At 66.6% G+C, this 14254-nt stretch carries 12 protein-coding genes and 1 pseudogene; 5 read left to right on the top strand and 8 right to left on the bottom strand.

Annotated features, from left to right (window positions below; translation table 11 throughout):
- Positions 1-182: 182 nt before the first annotated feature.
- The 5 genes from ispH to murJ form a co-directional block, all read right to left on the bottom strand.
- Entirely contained in the window at positions 183-1133 is a 951-nt protein-coding gene (gene ispH, locus AC5JLE_RS00065) for a 4-hydroxy-3-methylbut-2-enyl diphosphate reductase (RefSeq protein ID WP_005408565.1), read from the bottom strand.
- Between the two features lie 27 nt (positions 1134-1160).
- A complete protein-coding gene (lspA, locus tag AC5JLE_RS00060) occupies positions 1161-1685 on the bottom strand; it encodes a signal peptidase II (RefSeq protein WP_014646377.1) in 525 nt (174 codons plus the stop codon).
- Positions 1685-4516: an isoleucine--tRNA ligase gene (gene ileS / locus AC5JLE_RS00055; RefSeq protein ID WP_197562088.1), complete on the bottom strand. Its 2832-nt coding sequence runs from the start codon at positions 4514-4516 to the stop codon at positions 1685-1687. Before ileS ends, lspA begins: the two co-directional genes overlap by 1 nt.
- The gene (locus AC5JLE_RS00050; protein ID WP_262216618.1) at positions 4513-5460 is read right to left on the bottom strand and encodes a bifunctional riboflavin kinase/FAD synthetase; all 948 of its coding nucleotides are present in this window, start codon (positions 5458-5460) and stop codon (positions 4513-4515) included. Before AC5JLE_RS00050 ends, ileS begins: the two co-directional genes overlap by 4 nt.
- 75 nt (positions 5461-5535) lie before the next feature.
- Complete coding sequence (murJ, locus tag AC5JLE_RS00045; protein WP_126412567.1) at positions 5536-7140, bottom strand: murein biosynthesis integral membrane protein MurJ; 1605 nt, start codon at positions 7138-7140, stop codon at positions 5536-5538.
- Positions 7141-7257: 117 nt separating this feature from the next.
- On the opposite strand from murJ, the gene rpsT reads away from it, so the two are divergent.
- The gene (rpsT, locus tag AC5JLE_RS00040) at positions 7258-7527 is read left to right on the top strand and encodes a 30S ribosomal protein S20 (RefSeq protein WP_005408560.1); all 270 of its coding nucleotides are present in this window, start codon (positions 7258-7260) and stop codon (positions 7525-7527) included.
- Between the two features lie 221 nt (positions 7528-7748).
- Here rpsT and cgtA read toward each other — a convergent pair whose 3' ends face one another.
- The 3 genes from cgtA to rplU all read right to left on the bottom strand — a co-directional run bounded on the left by cgtA (position 7749) and on the right by rplU (position 9585).
- Positions 7749-8801, bottom strand: coding sequence for an Obg family GTPase CgtA (gene cgtA, locus AC5JLE_RS00035; protein ID WP_014646373.1), 1053 nt, complete (start codon positions 8799-8801; stop codon positions 7749-7751).
- 193 nt (positions 8802-8994) lie between these two features.
- A complete protein-coding gene (gene rpmA / locus AC5JLE_RS00030; protein ID WP_005408558.1) occupies positions 8995-9258 on the bottom strand; it encodes a 50S ribosomal protein L27 in 264 nt (87 codons plus the stop codon).
- 18 nt (positions 9259-9276) lie between these two features.
- A complete protein-coding gene (rplU, locus tag AC5JLE_RS00025) occupies positions 9277-9585 on the bottom strand; it encodes a 50S ribosomal protein L21 (protein WP_005408557.1) in 309 nt (102 codons plus the stop codon).
- Positions 9586-9902: 317 nt separating this feature from the next.
- On the opposite strand from rplU, the gene uvrA reads away from it, so the two are divergent.
- The 4 genes and pseudogenes from uvrA to AC5JLE_RS00005 all read left to right on the top strand — a co-directional run.
- Entirely contained in the window at positions 9903-12896 is a 2994-nt protein-coding gene (gene uvrA, locus AC5JLE_RS00020; protein ID WP_197562174.1) for an excinuclease ABC subunit UvrA, read from the top strand.
- Positions 12896-13303: an acyl-CoA thioesterase gene (locus AC5JLE_RS00015; RefSeq protein WP_032956469.1), complete on the top strand. Its 408-nt coding sequence runs from the start codon at positions 12896-12898 to the stop codon at positions 13301-13303. Before uvrA ends, AC5JLE_RS00015 begins: the two co-directional genes overlap by 1 nt.
- A gap of 97 nt (positions 13304-13400) precedes the next feature.
- Positions 13401-14126, top strand: a complete 726-nt coding sequence (locus AC5JLE_RS00010) for an enolase (RefSeq protein WP_496064892.1) — start codon at positions 13401-13403, stop codon at positions 14124-14126.
- Between the two features lie 45 nt (positions 14127-14171).
- Positions 14172-14252: pseudogene (locus tag AC5JLE_RS00005) on the top strand (enolase); the annotation flags it as partial.
- Positions 14253-14254 lie beyond the last annotated feature (2 nt).

Here is a 14254-nt window from a genome sequence, read left to right as displayed (position 1 = left end):
ACGGGGAATCCTCCGATGCTAGGCCTGTGCGATGGCCGGCCCCATGGCCAAAGGTCATGGGCGGTGCGCCCGCCCGGCCATGCCAAAGGCGTGCGAACCAAGGTTCGCACCCACCAGATCAGTTTCGGTTCGCACCCACACCGGGTAGTGGCGGGCCGTACCCTGCAAACGTCCTTCCGCGGTCAGTCGACCAGGCGCAGGCGCAGTTCCTTCGGCAGCGCGAACACCATCGATTCCGGTTCGCCGTCCAGCTCGCCCACGCCGGTGGCGCCCAGCTCGGCCAGGCGCGCCAGCACGCCATCGACCAGCACCTGCGGCGCCGAGGCGCCGGCGGTCACGCCGATGTGCTGCTTGCCTGCCACCCATGCCGGGTCGATCTCGTGCGCACCATCGATCAGGTACGACTCCACGCCTTCGCGGCGGGCCAGCTCGCTCAGACGGTTGGAGTTGGAGCTGTTCGGCGAACCGACCACCAGCACCAGGTCGCAGCGCTTGGCCAGGTCGCGCACAGCATCCTGGCGGTTCTGCGTGGCGTAGCAGATGTCGTCGTTCTTCGGGCCCTGCATCGCAGGGAACCGCTCGCGCAGCGCATCGATGATGCCGCGCGTGTCATCCACCGACAGCGTGGTCTGGGTGGTGTAGGCGAAGTTTTCCGGCTGGTTGATCTGCAGCGTCGCGACCTGCTCGACATCCTCGACCAGGTAGATCTGCCCGGTCCCGGCTTCGCGGTTCCACTGGCCCATGGTGCCCTCCACTTCCGGGTGACCGGCGTGGCCGATCAGCACCACGTCACGGCCGGCACGGCAGTGGCGCGCGACCTCGAAGTGGACCTTGGTCACCAGCGGGCAGGTGGCGTCGAACACCTTCAGGCCACGGCGCTCGGCTTCCTGGCGCACGGCCTGGGACACGCCATGCGCGCTGAAGATCACGGTGTTGTTGTCCGGAACCTCGTCGAGCTCTTCGACGAAGATCGCGCCGCGCTGCTTCAGGTCGTCGACCACGAAGCGGTTGTGCACCACTTCATGGCGGACATAGATGGGCGCGCCCAGCGTTTCGATCGCGCGCTTGACGATCTCGATCGCACGATCGACACCGGCACAGAAACCACGCGGGTTGGCGAGCAGCACATCCATCAGTTCAGTCTCCCGGCGGCAGCCGGCTTACGGTTTCGGGTTGGCATTATCCGCCTTTTTGGCGGACTTGCCGTCGAACAGGCCAAACAGCGCGATGCCGATGGCACCCACCACGATGGCCGAGTCGGCGATGTTGAACGAGGGCCAGGTGTAGCTGCCCACGTACCACTGGATGAAGTCGACCACGTGGCCGTGCACCTGGCGGTCGATCACGTTGCCGATGGCGCCACCGATGATCAGCGCATACGGCACCGCGGCCTTCCAGTTGCCGCGGGCGGTGCCGCGCAGCCACCACGCCATCAGCCCGCTGATGGCGATCGCCAGCGCGGTGAAGAAGTACTTCTGCCAGCCACCGGCGTCGCTCAGGAAACTGAATGCCGCGCCGGTGTTGTAGGTGCGGTACCAGTTCCAGAAGCCGTCGATGACCACCACCGGCTGGAACTCCGGCAGGCTGGACAGCACCCAGGCCTTGGACCACTGGTCCAGGCCGATGATGGCCACCGACAGCAGCAGCCAGACCAGGGCGTTCGGATGCGGACGGGGCGCGGCCATCAGAACCAGCTCCGCACTTCGCCGGCGCCGGTCACGTTGCTCACGCAACGGCCGCACAGCTCGGGATGGTCGGCGTTGCTGCCGACGTCGGCGCGGTGGTGCCAGCAGCGCACGCACTTGGCCTTGGTGGTCGGCTGGGCGCTGACGAACACCTCGTCGGTGGTCGCCGGGCGCACCTGCACGTCGCCACTGATGAACAGGAAACGCAGTTCATCGGCCAGCGGCTGCCAGCGCGCGGCCTGTTCTTCGCTGGCGGCGATGGTGATCTCCGCTTCCAGCGCCGCACCGATCGCACCGTTGGCGCGCATCGGCTCGAGCACCTTGGCCACCTGCTCGCGCACGGCCAGCAGCTGGTCGAAGTCGGCGGCATTGAGCTGGGCATCGGCCGGCAACGGCGCCAGGCCGTCATACCAGGTGGTGAACAGCACGTGGCCGGCGCGTTCGCCCGGCAGGTAGCCCCACAGCTCGTCGGCGGTGAAGGTCAGGATCGGCGCCACCCAGCGGGTGAATGCTTCGGCGATGTGGTACATCGCGCTCTGGGCCGAACGGCGACCGTGCGAATCGGTCGGCATGGTGTACAGCCGGTCCTTGGTCACGTCCAGGTACAGCGAGCCCAGGTCCACACTGCAGAAGTTCAGCAGCAGCTGCACGATCTCGGCCATGTTGTAGCCGTCGTAGGCCGCCTTGATCTTCTCCTGCAGCTCCCACGCGCGATGCACGATCCAGCGGTCCAGCGCGACCATCTGCTCGAGCGGCTGCAGGTGCAGCGCCGGGTCGAAACCGTCCAGGTTGCCGAGCAGGAAGCGCGCGGTGTTGCGCAGGCGGCGGTAGGCGTCGGCGTTGCGCTTGAGGATCTCCTGCGACAGCGACATCTCGTTGCTGTAGTCGGCCGAGGCGATCCACAGGCGCAGGATGTCCGCGCCCAGCTTGTTCATGATGTCCTGCGGCTCGATACCGTTGCCCAGCGACTTGGACATCTTGCGGCCGTGCTCGTCCACGGTGAAGCCGTGGGTCAGGCACTGCTTGTACGGAGCGCGCTTGTCGATCGCCACGCCGGTCAGCAGCGAGGACTGGAACCAGCCGCGGTGCTGGTCGGACCCTTCCAGGTACAGGTCGGCCGGCTTGCCGAAGCCACGCGCGGCGAGAACGCCTTCATGGGTCACGCCCGAATCGAACCAGACGTCGAGGATGTCGGTGACCTTCTCGTAGTCGGCCGCGTCGGCACCGAGCAGTTCGGCGGCGTCCAGCGAATACCACACGTCGATGCCCTCGGCTTCGACGCGGTCGGCGACCTGCTGCATCAGCTCCACCGAACGCGGATGGATCTCGCCGGTCTGGCGGTGGGTGAACAGTGCGATCGGCACGCCCCAGGTGCGCTGGCGCGAGATGGTCCAGTCCGGGCGACCGTCGACCATGCTCTGGATGCGCGCCTTGCCCCAGGTCGGGAACCAGCCGACGGTGTCGATGGCGGCCAGCGCATCGTTGCGCAGGTTGCCCTTGTCCATCGAGATGAACCACTGCGGGGTGGCGCGGAACACCACCGGCGTCTTGTGGCGCCAGCAGTGCGGGTAGCTGTGGCGGATCGGATGGAACGCCAGCAGCGAACCGTTGTCGCGCAGCACGCCGACGATGGCCTCCTGCGCCTTCCACAGGTGCTGGCCAGCCAGCACCACGTCACCGGCCGGCGGGGTCGATTCCAGGTACACGCCGCGGCCGTCGATCGGAGTGACCTGGCCAGCGTTGTACTTGTCCAGCAGGCCGTACTTCTGGCTGACCACGAAGTCTTCCTGGCCGTGGCCGGGGGCGGTGTGCACCGCACCGGTACCGTCCTCGTCGGAGACATGGTCGCCATTGAGCACCAGGATCTCGCGCTCCGGGTAGAACGGATGCGCCAGCAGCTGGTTTTCCAGCGCAGCGCCGGCGGTTTCACCGTGCAGCACCACTTCGTCCACGCCATAGCGCTGCAGCGCGCGCTCGGCCAGGGCCGCGGCCAGCACCAGCCAGCGGCGCTTGCCGTTGTGGGCCGGGCCTTCGGCCAGCACGTAGCGGATCTCCGCGCCCAGCGACACCGCCAGCGAGGCCGGCAGCGTCCACGGGGTGGTGGTCCAGATCGGTACGGCCACTTCGACGTCGGCCGGCACGCTCACGCCGAACGCCTGGCCGATGGCCTGCGCATCACGTGCGGCGTAGGCCACGTCGATCGCCGGCGATTCCTTTTCCTGGTACTCGATCTCGGCCTCGGCCAGCGCCGAGCCACAGTCGAAGCACCAGTACACCGGCTTGGCGCCGCGGACCAGGTGGCCGTTGGCCACGACCTTGGCCAGCGCGCGGATCTCGTTGGCTTCGAAATCGAAGCTCAGGGTCTTGTACGGGTTGTCCCAGTCACCGGTCACGCCCAGGCGCTTGAAGTCCACGCGCTGGATGTTGATCTGCTCTTCGGCGAACTCGCGGCACTTCTGGCGGAATTCGACGGCGTCAAGCTTGGTGCCGACCTTGCCCCACTTCTTCTCGACCGCGATCTCGATCGGCAGGCCATGGCAGTCCCAGCCCGGCACGTAGGGCGCATCGAAGCCGGCCAGGTAGCGCGACTTGACGATGATGTCCTTCAGGATCTTGTTGACCGCGTGGCCCAGGTGGATGCGGCCGTTGGCGTATGGCGGGCCGTCATGCAGCACGAACAGCGGGCGGCCGGCGGCGTTGTCGCGCAGCTGCTGGTAGAGCCCCTGCTCTTCCCACCGCGCCAGAATGCCCGGCTCGCGCTTGGGCAGGTCGCCGCGCATCGGGAATTCGGTGGCTGGCAGGTTCAGGGTGGTCTTGTAGTCCTGGCTCACGCAGTGGCTCGCAATCTATGTTCGGAAAGGATGGCGCGCGCCTGTTCGGCGTCGCGGTGCATCTGGTCGGTCAGCGCCGCCAGATCATTGAATTTCTCTTCGTCGCGCAGCTTGGCGACGAACTCCACGTCGATGTGGCGGCCGTACAGGTCGCCCTGGAAATCGAACAGGTGGGCTTCCAGCAGCGGCTCCACGCCCTCCACCGTCGGCCGCGTACCGAAGCTGGACACCGAAGGCCAGGGCTGGTCGAACACGCCGTGCACCCAGGTCGCGTAGATGCCCGACAGTGCCGGGATCTTCGGGAAGCGCAGGTTGGCGGTGGGGAAGCCCAGCGTACGGCCGAGCTGGCGCCCGCGCACCACTCGCCCGCTGATCGCGTAGGGGCGGCCGAGCAGGTCGTTGGCGCGGGCGAAATCGCCCTCCTGCAGCAGCTGGCGGATGCGGGTGCTGGAGATGCGCTCGCCGTGCAGGTCCACCGCTTCGATCTCGCCCGCGGTGAAGCCGAGTTCGGCGCCCATCTCCTGCAGCAGTGCCAGATCACCGCGGCGGCGGTTGCCGAAGCAGAACTCCGGCCCGATCCAGACTTCGCGGGCGCCCAGCCGGTGCACCAGCAACCGGCGCACGAAGGTCTCGGCCGGCATCGCCGCCATCGCCGCGTCGAAACGCAGCAGGCCGATCGCATCGACGCCGAGCTCGCGCAGGATCTCGACCTTGCTGCGCGCCAGGGTCAGCCGCGGCGGCGGCGTGCCCTGGGCGAAGAATTCACGCGGCAGCGGCTCGAATGCCACGGCCACTGCGGCCACGCCCAAGGCGCGCGCGCGGGCAACTGCGTGGCGGACCAGCGCACGATGGCCCAGGTGGAGGCCATCGAATGCACCGATACAGACCACGCTTCCGTTGGGGAACAGCTCCCCGCCCTCGACGCTTCTGAACAGCCTGCTCATCAACTCTCGTTCCGGCCCGACCGGGGCCGCCGCTTCAATGGTGTAACCCTGAAGTATAGCCGCCACGGACCGCGATCAATGCCCGCGCAGGTCGCGCGGGCGGAAGCCCATCGCCAGCATGGCCACCGCGTAGGTCGCGCCGCCGCCGCCGACCAGCAGCATCAGGCCACCGATACGGTGCCATTTGTCCATGCCGGTGAAGTCGGGAACCCAGTGCAGCAGGGCCAGCAGCACGCCGACCATGGCCACGCAGGCCACCCCCAGCCGCACCAGATAGCCGCCCCAGCCCGGCCGCCGCTGGTAGACATCGGTCTTGCCCAGCCAGTACCAGAGCAGGCCCAGGTTCAGGTAACTGGACAGCGCACTGGCGATGCCCAGTGCCAGGTGCAGGCCCGGCTGCTTGCCGATGGCCGCCATCACGCCCTGTGCCTTCAGCTCGTCCGGCACCATCACCTGGTACAGCACGGCCAGCAGGGCGAAGTTGAACACCATGTTGGCCACCAGCGCGGCAACACCGGCGCGCACCGGGGTCTTGGTGTCCTGGCGGGCGTAGAAGGCCGGCAACACCACCTTGAGCAGGGCGAACGCCGGCAGGCCGAAGCTCAGGCCGTACACCGACAGCGCGGTCATGCGGGTATCGAACGCGGTGAACTGGCGGTACTGGAACAGGGTGGCGATCAGCGGCTCGGCCAGCAGCACCAGGCCCAGCATCGCCGGCACCGAGATCAGCAGGGTCATGCGCAGGCCCCAGTCCAGCGAGCGCGAGAAGCCCTCGCGGTCGGTGCTGACGTGGTGGCGGGCCAGCGCCGGCAGGATCACCGTGCCCAGCGCCACGCCGAACACACCCAGCGGCAGCTCCAGGAAGCGATCGGCCAGCGACAGCCAGGACTGCGAGCCGTCGGTCAGCTTGGCCGCGATGAGGGTATCCAGCAGCAGGTTGATCTGCGCCACCGACGAACCGAACAGGGTCGGCACCATCAGCGTCAGCACCTTGCGCACGCCCGGATGGTTCCAGCCCCAGCGCGGCAGGGTCAGCAGGTTGATGCCCTTCAGCGAGGGCAGCTGGAACAGCAACTGCAGGAGGCCGGCCGCCAGCACCGCCCAGCCCAGCGCCAGGATCTGCTTCTCCGGGGTGCCGCCCAGCCGCGGCGCCAGCCACAGCGCACCGGCGATCATGCACAGGTTGAGGATGACCGGGGTCAGCGCCGGCATCGCGAAGCGCTGGAAGCTGTTCAGCGCACCGCCGGCCAGCGCGGTCAGCGACACGAACAGCAGGAACGGGAAGGTCAGGCGGAACAGGTCGACCAGCAGGGTCTGCTTGACCGGGTCGGTGTCAGCACCACTTGAGAATGCCACCGCCAGCTGCGGCGCGAAGATCAGCGCCAGGGCGGTGACCAGCATCAGCACCCCGCCCAGGGTGCCGGCGGTCCGGGACATCAGCTCACGCAGTTCGGCGTGGCTGCGGGTCTCCTTCACCTCGGTGAACACCGGCACGAAGGCGGTGGAGAAGGACCCCTCCGCGAACAACCGGCGCAGGAAATTGGGTATCCTGAAGGCAACCCAGAACGCATCGGTAACCGCATTGGTGCCGAACGTGGTAGTGATCACCTGATCCCGGACAAGTCCGAGAACCCGCGAGACCATGGTCATGCTGCTGAACGACAGCAGGCCCCGCAACATCTTCGGTGAACTCACTCAGCGTCCCTCTTGACAATCGACTTGACGTGCATTTCTCGGGCCATCATACTAGCTAGCTTGCTGTTCCCATAACACCGATTTTTTCAGGAAACCACCACCGTGGCCAATATCAAGTCCGCCAAGAAGCGCGCCAAGCAGACCGTCGTGCGCAACGCGCGCAACGTGGCTCAGCGCTCGATGCTGCGCACCGCTGTCAAGAAAGTAATCAAGGCGCTGGACGCCAACGATGCCGCCGGCGCCGAAGCCGCCTTCGCCGTTGCCCAGCCGATCCTGGATCGCTTCAGCGCGCGTGGCCTGATCCACAAGAACAAGGCTGCTCGCCACAAGAGCCGCCTGAACGACCGCATCAAGGCCCTCAAGGCCGCCTGATCCGGCGTTGCCGCCCTGCCCCTCGGGGTTGGGCAGCAGACAAAAGCCCGGCCCCGGCCGGGTTTTTTGTTGCCTGCGGTCCGGGCGATCCCACGGGACCCGCGCGACCGGTAGTGCCGGCCGCTGGTCTGCGGTTCACCGGGATTGCCGGCCAGCGGCCGGCACTACCAAATGAAAAACCCGGCCGAAGCCGGGTTTTCCGCATGGAACCACAACGGCATTCACTGCGCGTTGCGGGCTTCCAGCTCGTCTTCCTTCTGGCGATCGAAGAAGGCCATGATCCGGCTCATGATCGGGAAGGTACCTTCGCGGCCCAGCGCGGAAACCAGGAACCACGGCTCCTTCCAGCCCAGCTCGGCGACGATCTGCTCGGCCGCGGCCTGCGCCTCGTCTTCGAACATCAGGTCAGCCTTGTTCAGCACCAGCCAGCGCGGCTTGTTCAGCAGCTCCGGATCGTGCTTCTCCAGCTCGCGTTCAATCGCACGCACCTGCTCCACCGGCGAAATGCCCTCCACGCCGCCTTCCATCGGCGAGATGTCCACCAGGTGCAGCAGCAGGCGGGTGCGCTGCAGGTGGCGCAGGAACTGCGCACCCAGGCCGGCGCCGTCCGCAGCACCTTCGATCAGGCCCGGAATGTCGGCGATCACGAAGCTGCGGTGGTTCTCCACCTTCACCACACCCAGGTTCGGGTACAGCGTGGTGAACGGGTAATCGGCCACCTTCGGCGTTGCCGCCGAAACGGCACGGATCAGGGTGCTCTTGCCGGCGTTGGGGAAGCCCAGCAGGCCGACATCGGCCAGCAGCTTCAGCTCCAGCTTCAGCGTGCGCTCTTCGCCCGGCTCGCCCGGCAGCGCCTGGCGCGGCGAGCGGTTGGTCGAGCTCTTGAAGTGCATGTTGCCCAGGCCACCGCGACCGCCCTTGGCCACCAGCAGGCGGTCGCCGTGCTGGGTCAGGTCGCCGATGACTTCATCGGTGGCAACGTTGATGACCACGGTGCCGACCGGCACGGTGATGGTCAGATCTTCGCCGCCCTTGCCATAGGCCTGGCGGCCCATGCCGTTCTCGCCGCGCTGCGCCTTGAAGATACGCTCATGGCGGAAGTCGACCAGGGTGTTCAGGTTTTCGTCGGCGCGGATGTACACGCTGCCGCCCGCACCGCCGTCGCCGCCGTCCGGGCCGCCGAGCGGAATGAACTTCTCGCGACGGAAGCCAATGCAGCCGTTGCCGCCGTTGCCGGCGAACACTTCGATTTCTGCTTCGTCTACCAGTTTCATTGTTTCGATGCCTGCGATGGGCGCGACCTGTTGGCCGCCACCTTGAATGTCATGCCGGCCGCGGGCCGGCAACCCGGCCCAGCCGGTCTTGCTTCAACTCTAACGAAAAGCCCCGCCGAAGCGGGGCTCTCCATGCAGCGTGCTCTTCATCCAGCACGGCCATGCCGCGGCACGGGTGCCGGCGATGCCTGGATCAGGCGTCGGCCGAGACGATGCTGACGGTGCGACGCTTCTTGGCGCCCTTGACCGAGAACTCCACCTTGCCGTCCACGAGGGCGAACAGGGTGTGGTCACGGCCCAGGCCAACGCCGGTGCCCGGGTGGAACTGGGTGCCGCGCTGACGCACGATGATGTTGCCGGCTTCGATGGCCTGGCCGCCGAAGATCTTGACGCCCAGGTACTTCGGGTTGGAGTCGCGACCGTTGCGCGAGGAGCCTACGCCCTTTTTATGTGCCATGACTGCTTCTCCTGATGCTTAGCCGGCGATGCCGGTGATCTCGATTTCGGTGTAGTACTGACGGTGACCCTGACGCTTCATGTGGTGCTTGCGGCGACGGAACTTGATGATCCGGACCTTGTCAGCACGACCCTGGGACAGGACCTTGGCGGTGACGGCAGCGCCCTTCAGCGCATCGCCCAGCTTCACGCCGTCGCTGTCACCCAGCATCAGGATGTTGTCAAACTTGATCTCGCTGCCGACTTCGACTTCGAGCTTTTCAATGCGGAGCTTTTCGCCCTGCGCCACGCGGTATTGCTTACCGCCGGTGACCAGTACTGCGTACATGACCAGGCCTTCCTCTGTAGTTATTGTGGTCTGAGCTGCCGCCATCGAGGGCGGACAGGAGCGGAATTGTACGCAGATCAGCGGGCGCGGGTCAAGTCAACCCCCGAACGCCGCTGGGGACGGCTCCGGAACGGGGTCAGATCCCTTTTCACCCCGTGAAAAGGGATCTGACCCCTGCCTGACGGCCTGTCTCACCAGATGAGACATCGGGCTGGCATTGTCGCCCATTGCCCCCATCTGGTCACCTCGGTAGGCTGACCGATTGCCGTTCCCTGCTGGCCCGGCACCCAGCCAACGCCCCCACAACCGGATCCCCCATGGCGATGGATTTCATCCGCATCCGCGGCGCGCGGACGCACAACCTGAAGAACCTCGACCTCGACCTGCCCCGCGACAAGCTGATCGTGATCACCGGCCTGTCCGGCTCGGGCAAGTCCTCGCTGGCGTTCGACACCATCTATGCAGAAGGCCAGCGCCGCTATGTCGAGTCGCTGTCGGCCTATGCGCGCCAGTTCCTGAGCGTGATGGAAAAGCCGGACCTGGACCACATCGAGGGCCTGTCCCCGGCGATCTCGATCGAGCAGAAGTCGACCTCGCACAACCCGCGTTCGACGGTCGGCACGATCACCGAGATCTACGACTACCTGCGCCTGCTGTACGCCCGCGTCGGCACCCCGCGCTGCCCGGACCACGGCTATCCGCTGGAGGCGCAGACGGTCAGCCAGATGGTCGACCAGGTGCTGACCCTGGACCCGGAACAGCGCTACATGCTGCTGGCCCCGGTCATCCGCGACCGCAAGGGCGAGCATGCCCAGGTGTTCGACCAGCTGCGCGCGCAGGGTTTCGTGCGCGTGCGCGTGGACGGCGAGCTGCATGAAATCGATGCGGTGCCGCCGCTGGCGCTGCGCCAGAAGCACACCATCGAGGCGGTGATCGACCGCTTCCGCCCGCGCGAGGACATCAAGCAGCGCCTGGCCGAGAGCTTCGAGACCGCGCTGAAGCTGGGCGACGGCATGGCCTCGGTGCAGAGCCTGGACAGTGCCGACGCTTCGCCGACGCTGTTCTCCTCCAAGTACTCCTGTCCGGTCTGCGATTACTCGCTGCCGGAGCTGGAACCGCGCCTGTTCTCGTTCAACGCACCGATGGGCGCGTGCCCCGGCTGCGACGGCCTGGGCATGGCCGAATTCTTCGATCCTTCGCGCGTGGTGGTGCATCCCGAGCTGTCGCTGGCCGCCGGCGCGGTGCGCGGCTGGGACCGCCGCAACGCCTATTACTTCCAGCTGATCGCCTCGCTGGCCAAGCACTACCGGTTCGACGTCGACGCGGCGTGGAACTCGCTGCCGGCCAAGGTGCAGCAGGCCGTGCTGTACGGCAGCGGCGATGAGGCGATCACCTTCACCTACTTCACCGAAGCCGGTGGCCGCACCCAGCGCAAGCACCGCTTCGAGGGCATCATTCCGAACCTCGAACGCCGCTACAAGGAAACCGAGTCGCCGGCGGTGCGCGAAGAACTGTCCAAGTACATCAGCGAGCAGCCGTGCCCGGAATGCCACGGCGCGCGCCTGAACAAGGCGGCTCGCAACGTGTTCGTGGCCGACCGCCCGCTGCCGGAGCTGGTGGTGCTGCCGATCGACGAGGCGCTGAAGTTCTTCAGCGAACTGAGCCTGCCGGGCTGGCGTGGCGAGATCGCCGCGAAGATCGTCAAGGAAATCGGCGAACGCCTCGGCTTCCTGGTCGATGTAGGCCTGGATTACCTGACCCTGGAGCGCAAGGCCGACACCCTGTCCGGTGGTGAGGCACAGCGCATCCGCCTGGCCAGCCAGATCGGCGCCGGCCTGGTCGGCGTGATGTACGTGCTCGACGAGCCGTCCATCGGCCTGCACCAGCGCGACAACGAACGCCTGCTCGGCACCCTCACCCGCCTGCGCGACCTGGGCAACACGGTGATCGTGGTCGAGCATGACGAGGATGCGATCCGCCTGGCCGACTACGTGCTGGACATCGGCCCGGGCGCGGGCGTGCATGGCGGCGAGATCGTCGGCCAGGGCACCCTGCAGGACATCCTGGAGGCACCGCGCTCGCTGACCGGCCAGTACCTGTCGGGCAAGCGCGCGATCGAGATCCCCGCGCGCCGGCACAAGCCGAACCCGAAGATGACCCTGCACCTGCGCGGGGCCAGCGGCAACAACCTCAAGGGCGTGGACCTGGCGATTCCGTCGGGCCTGCTGACCTGCGTGACCGGTGTATCCGGCTCCGGCAAGTCCACCCTGATCAACGACACCCTGTTCTCGCTGGCCGCCAACGAGATCAACGGTTCCTCGCACCCGATCGCCCCGTACAAGGAGATCGATGGCCTGGACCTGTTCGACAAGGTGGTGGACATCGACCAGTCGCCGATCGGCCGCACCCCGCGTTCGAACCCGGCCACCTACACCGGCCTGTTCACTCCCCTGCGCGAACTGTTTGCACAGGTGCCCGAAGCGCGTGCGCGTGGCTATTCGCCGGGCCGTTTCAGCTTCAACGTGCGCGGTGGCCGCTGCGAAGCCTGCCAGGGCGACGGCCTGATCAAGGTGGAGATGCACTTCCTGCCGGACGTATACGTGCCCTGCGACGTCTGCCATGGCAAGCGCTACAACCGCGAGACGCTGGAGATCCTGTACAAGGGCTTCAACATCAACGACGTGCTGGAAATGACCGTCGAGGATGCACTGAAGCTGTTCGAACCGGTGCCGTCGATCGCACGCAAGCTGGAAACCCTGGTCGACGTCGGCCTGAGCTACATCAAGCTGGGCCAGAGCGCGACCACGCTGTCCGGTGGTGAAGCACAGCGCGTGAAGCTGTCCAAGGAACTGTCGCGCCGCGATACCGGCCGCACCCTGTACATCCTCGACGAACCGACCACCGGCCTGCACTTCCACGACATCGAAGCGCTGCTGGGCGTGCTGCACAAGCTGCGCGACGAAGGCAACACGGTGGTGGTGATCGAGCACAACCTGGACGTCATCAAGACCGCCGACTGGATCGTCGACCTGGGTCCGGAAGGCGGCCACCGCGGTGGCACCATCCTGGTCACCGGCACGCCGGAAGACGTGGCGGCCTGTCCGCAGTCGTATACCGGCCAGTTCCTGGCGCGCATGCTGCCGTCCACCAGCGCGCGCCCGGAACAGCCGGCCGCCGTGGCCAACAAGCCCGACGCCCGCCCGCCACGCAAGGTGAAGCCTGAGAAGCCGGCCAAGGTTGCCAAGAAGGCCGCGGCCGCCAAGAGCACCGGCAAGGCCAGCAAGAGCACATCGAAGAAGAAGGACGCCTGATGAGCAGCGAACACAAGATCCTGGCCCGCATCCCGATCAGCGTGCGCTGGCGTGACATGGACAGCATGGGCCACGTCAACAACGCCAAGTACATTTCCTACCTGGAAGAAGCGCGCGTGCGCTGGATGCTGGGCGTGGACGGCGTATCGATGACCGACCGCATCGCACCGGTGGTGGCCGCGACCAACGTCAATTACCGGCTGCCGATCGTGTGGCCCAACGACATCCTGGTCGAACTGTTCGTCGAGCGCCTGGGCAACAGCAGCGTGACCATCGGCCACCGCATCGTCGACCAGCAGGACGCGTCGAAGCTGTACTCGGACGGCAACGTGGTGGTGGTGTGGATGGATACGCAGACCGGCAAGAGCGCGCCGCTGCCGGAGGCGATCCGCAGCGCCTCCACCTGACGCGCCCTGGTAGGTGCCGACGTTGGTCGGCACGCTTTGGCTGCAATGAGGTTGCCGGCCAGCGGCCGGCACTACCGATCCCATTCAATGGACTGACATGATCCACCAGACTGAACTGCGCGACCCGCTGCCCGGCATGGTCCCCTTCCCCACCGACGTCTTTCCCGCCGACCAGGCCTGGCTCGGCCAGCACCTGCTGCCGCTGCTGAAGATCGACCTGGGCGTGCTGCGGCCGGAACTGGCCGGCCAGGTGGCGACGATGCTGTGCCCGATCGAGCCGTACGACGGCTGCATCGGCGAGACCACCGAAGAACACCACAACGATTTCACCGGCACCAACTGGATCGCCTTCGAACTGACCGCCGGCAACCAGATGCGCTTCCTCGGCAATGAGGGCTATTTCATCGGCGAGGCGGTGCAGGACAAGGATGCGCAGGAGCACATCGCGCAGATGCGCGACAGCTACGCCAAGGCCCGCGATTACCATGCCGCGCACGGCCGTCTCGCCTGCTACTCGCGCTACGGCAAGGGTGAGGCCAGCGAACGCGACTACCTGGATACGCTGGGCGGACCGATAGGCTTCGGCAACTGGACCGAGACCGCGGAGATTCCCGCGGCCTTCGAACTGGGCTTCACCGACGCTGCCGATGACCCAAACGCTGCGGACGATGCCGAAACGGTGATCATCACCCGCAACGGCAACAAGTTCTTCGCCGTGGCCGGCGTAGCCGGCTACAACTGGTGCGCCACAGGCGCCGATGCGATCGTGATGCTGTACGAGCCGGAAAGCCGCACCGTGCTGTTCTCGTACGACTGGTCGTAAGGCCCTTTGATCGTGCCGGCCAGCGGCCGGTACTACACGATCCTCTGCGCCACCGGCGCCGACGCGGTCGAGGTGCTGTACGAGCCGGAAAGCCGCACCGTGCTGTTCTCGTACGACTGGTCGTAAGG

The organism is Stenotrophomonas sp. (assembly GCF_059505245.1).
Note: the sequence above shows the minus strand (reverse complement) of the source record. Positions and strands in the feature narration are given on the sequence as shown.

What these genes read in the sequence shown, in the direction of transcription:
- lspA (WP_014646377.1), bottom strand. Translation starts at nt 1,685, where the DNA reads ATGGCCGCGCCCCGTCCGCATCCGAACGCCCTGGTCTGGCTGCTGCTG.
- AC5JLE_RS00010 (WP_496064892.1), top strand. Translation starts at nt 13,401, where the DNA reads ATGATCCACCAGACTGAACTGCGCGACCCGCTGCCCGGCATGGTCCCC.
- rplU (WP_005408557.1), bottom strand. Translation starts at nt 9,585, where the DNA reads ATGTACGCAGTACTGGTCACCGGCGGTAAGCAATACCGCGTGGCGCAG.
- AC5JLE_RS00050 (WP_262216618.1), bottom strand. Translation starts at nt 5,460, where the DNA reads ATGAGCAGGCTGTTCAGAAGCGTCGAGGGCGGGGAGCTGTTCCCCAAC.
- uvrA (WP_197562174.1), top strand. Translation starts at nt 9,903, where the DNA reads ATGGCGATGGATTTCATCCGCATCCGCGGCGCGCGGACGCACAACCTG.
- rpmA (WP_005408558.1), bottom strand. Translation starts at nt 9,258, where the DNA reads ATGGCACATAAAAAGGGCGTAGGCTCCTCGCGCAACGGTCGCGACTCC.
- ispH (WP_005408565.1), bottom strand. Translation starts at nt 1,133, where the DNA reads ATGGATGTGCTGCTCGCCAACCCGCGTGGTTTCTGTGCCGGTGTCGAT.
- murJ (WP_126412567.1), bottom strand. Translation starts at nt 7,140, where the DNA reads ATGTTGCGGGGCCTGCTGTCGTTCAGCAGCATGACCATGGTCTCGCGG.
- AC5JLE_RS00015 (WP_032956469.1), top strand. Translation starts at nt 12,896, where the DNA reads ATGAGCAGCGAACACAAGATCCTGGCCCGCATCCCGATCAGCGTGCGC.
- cgtA (WP_014646373.1), bottom strand. Translation starts at nt 8,801, where the DNA reads ATGAAACTGGTAGACGAAGCAGAAATCGAAGTGTTCGCCGGCAACGGC.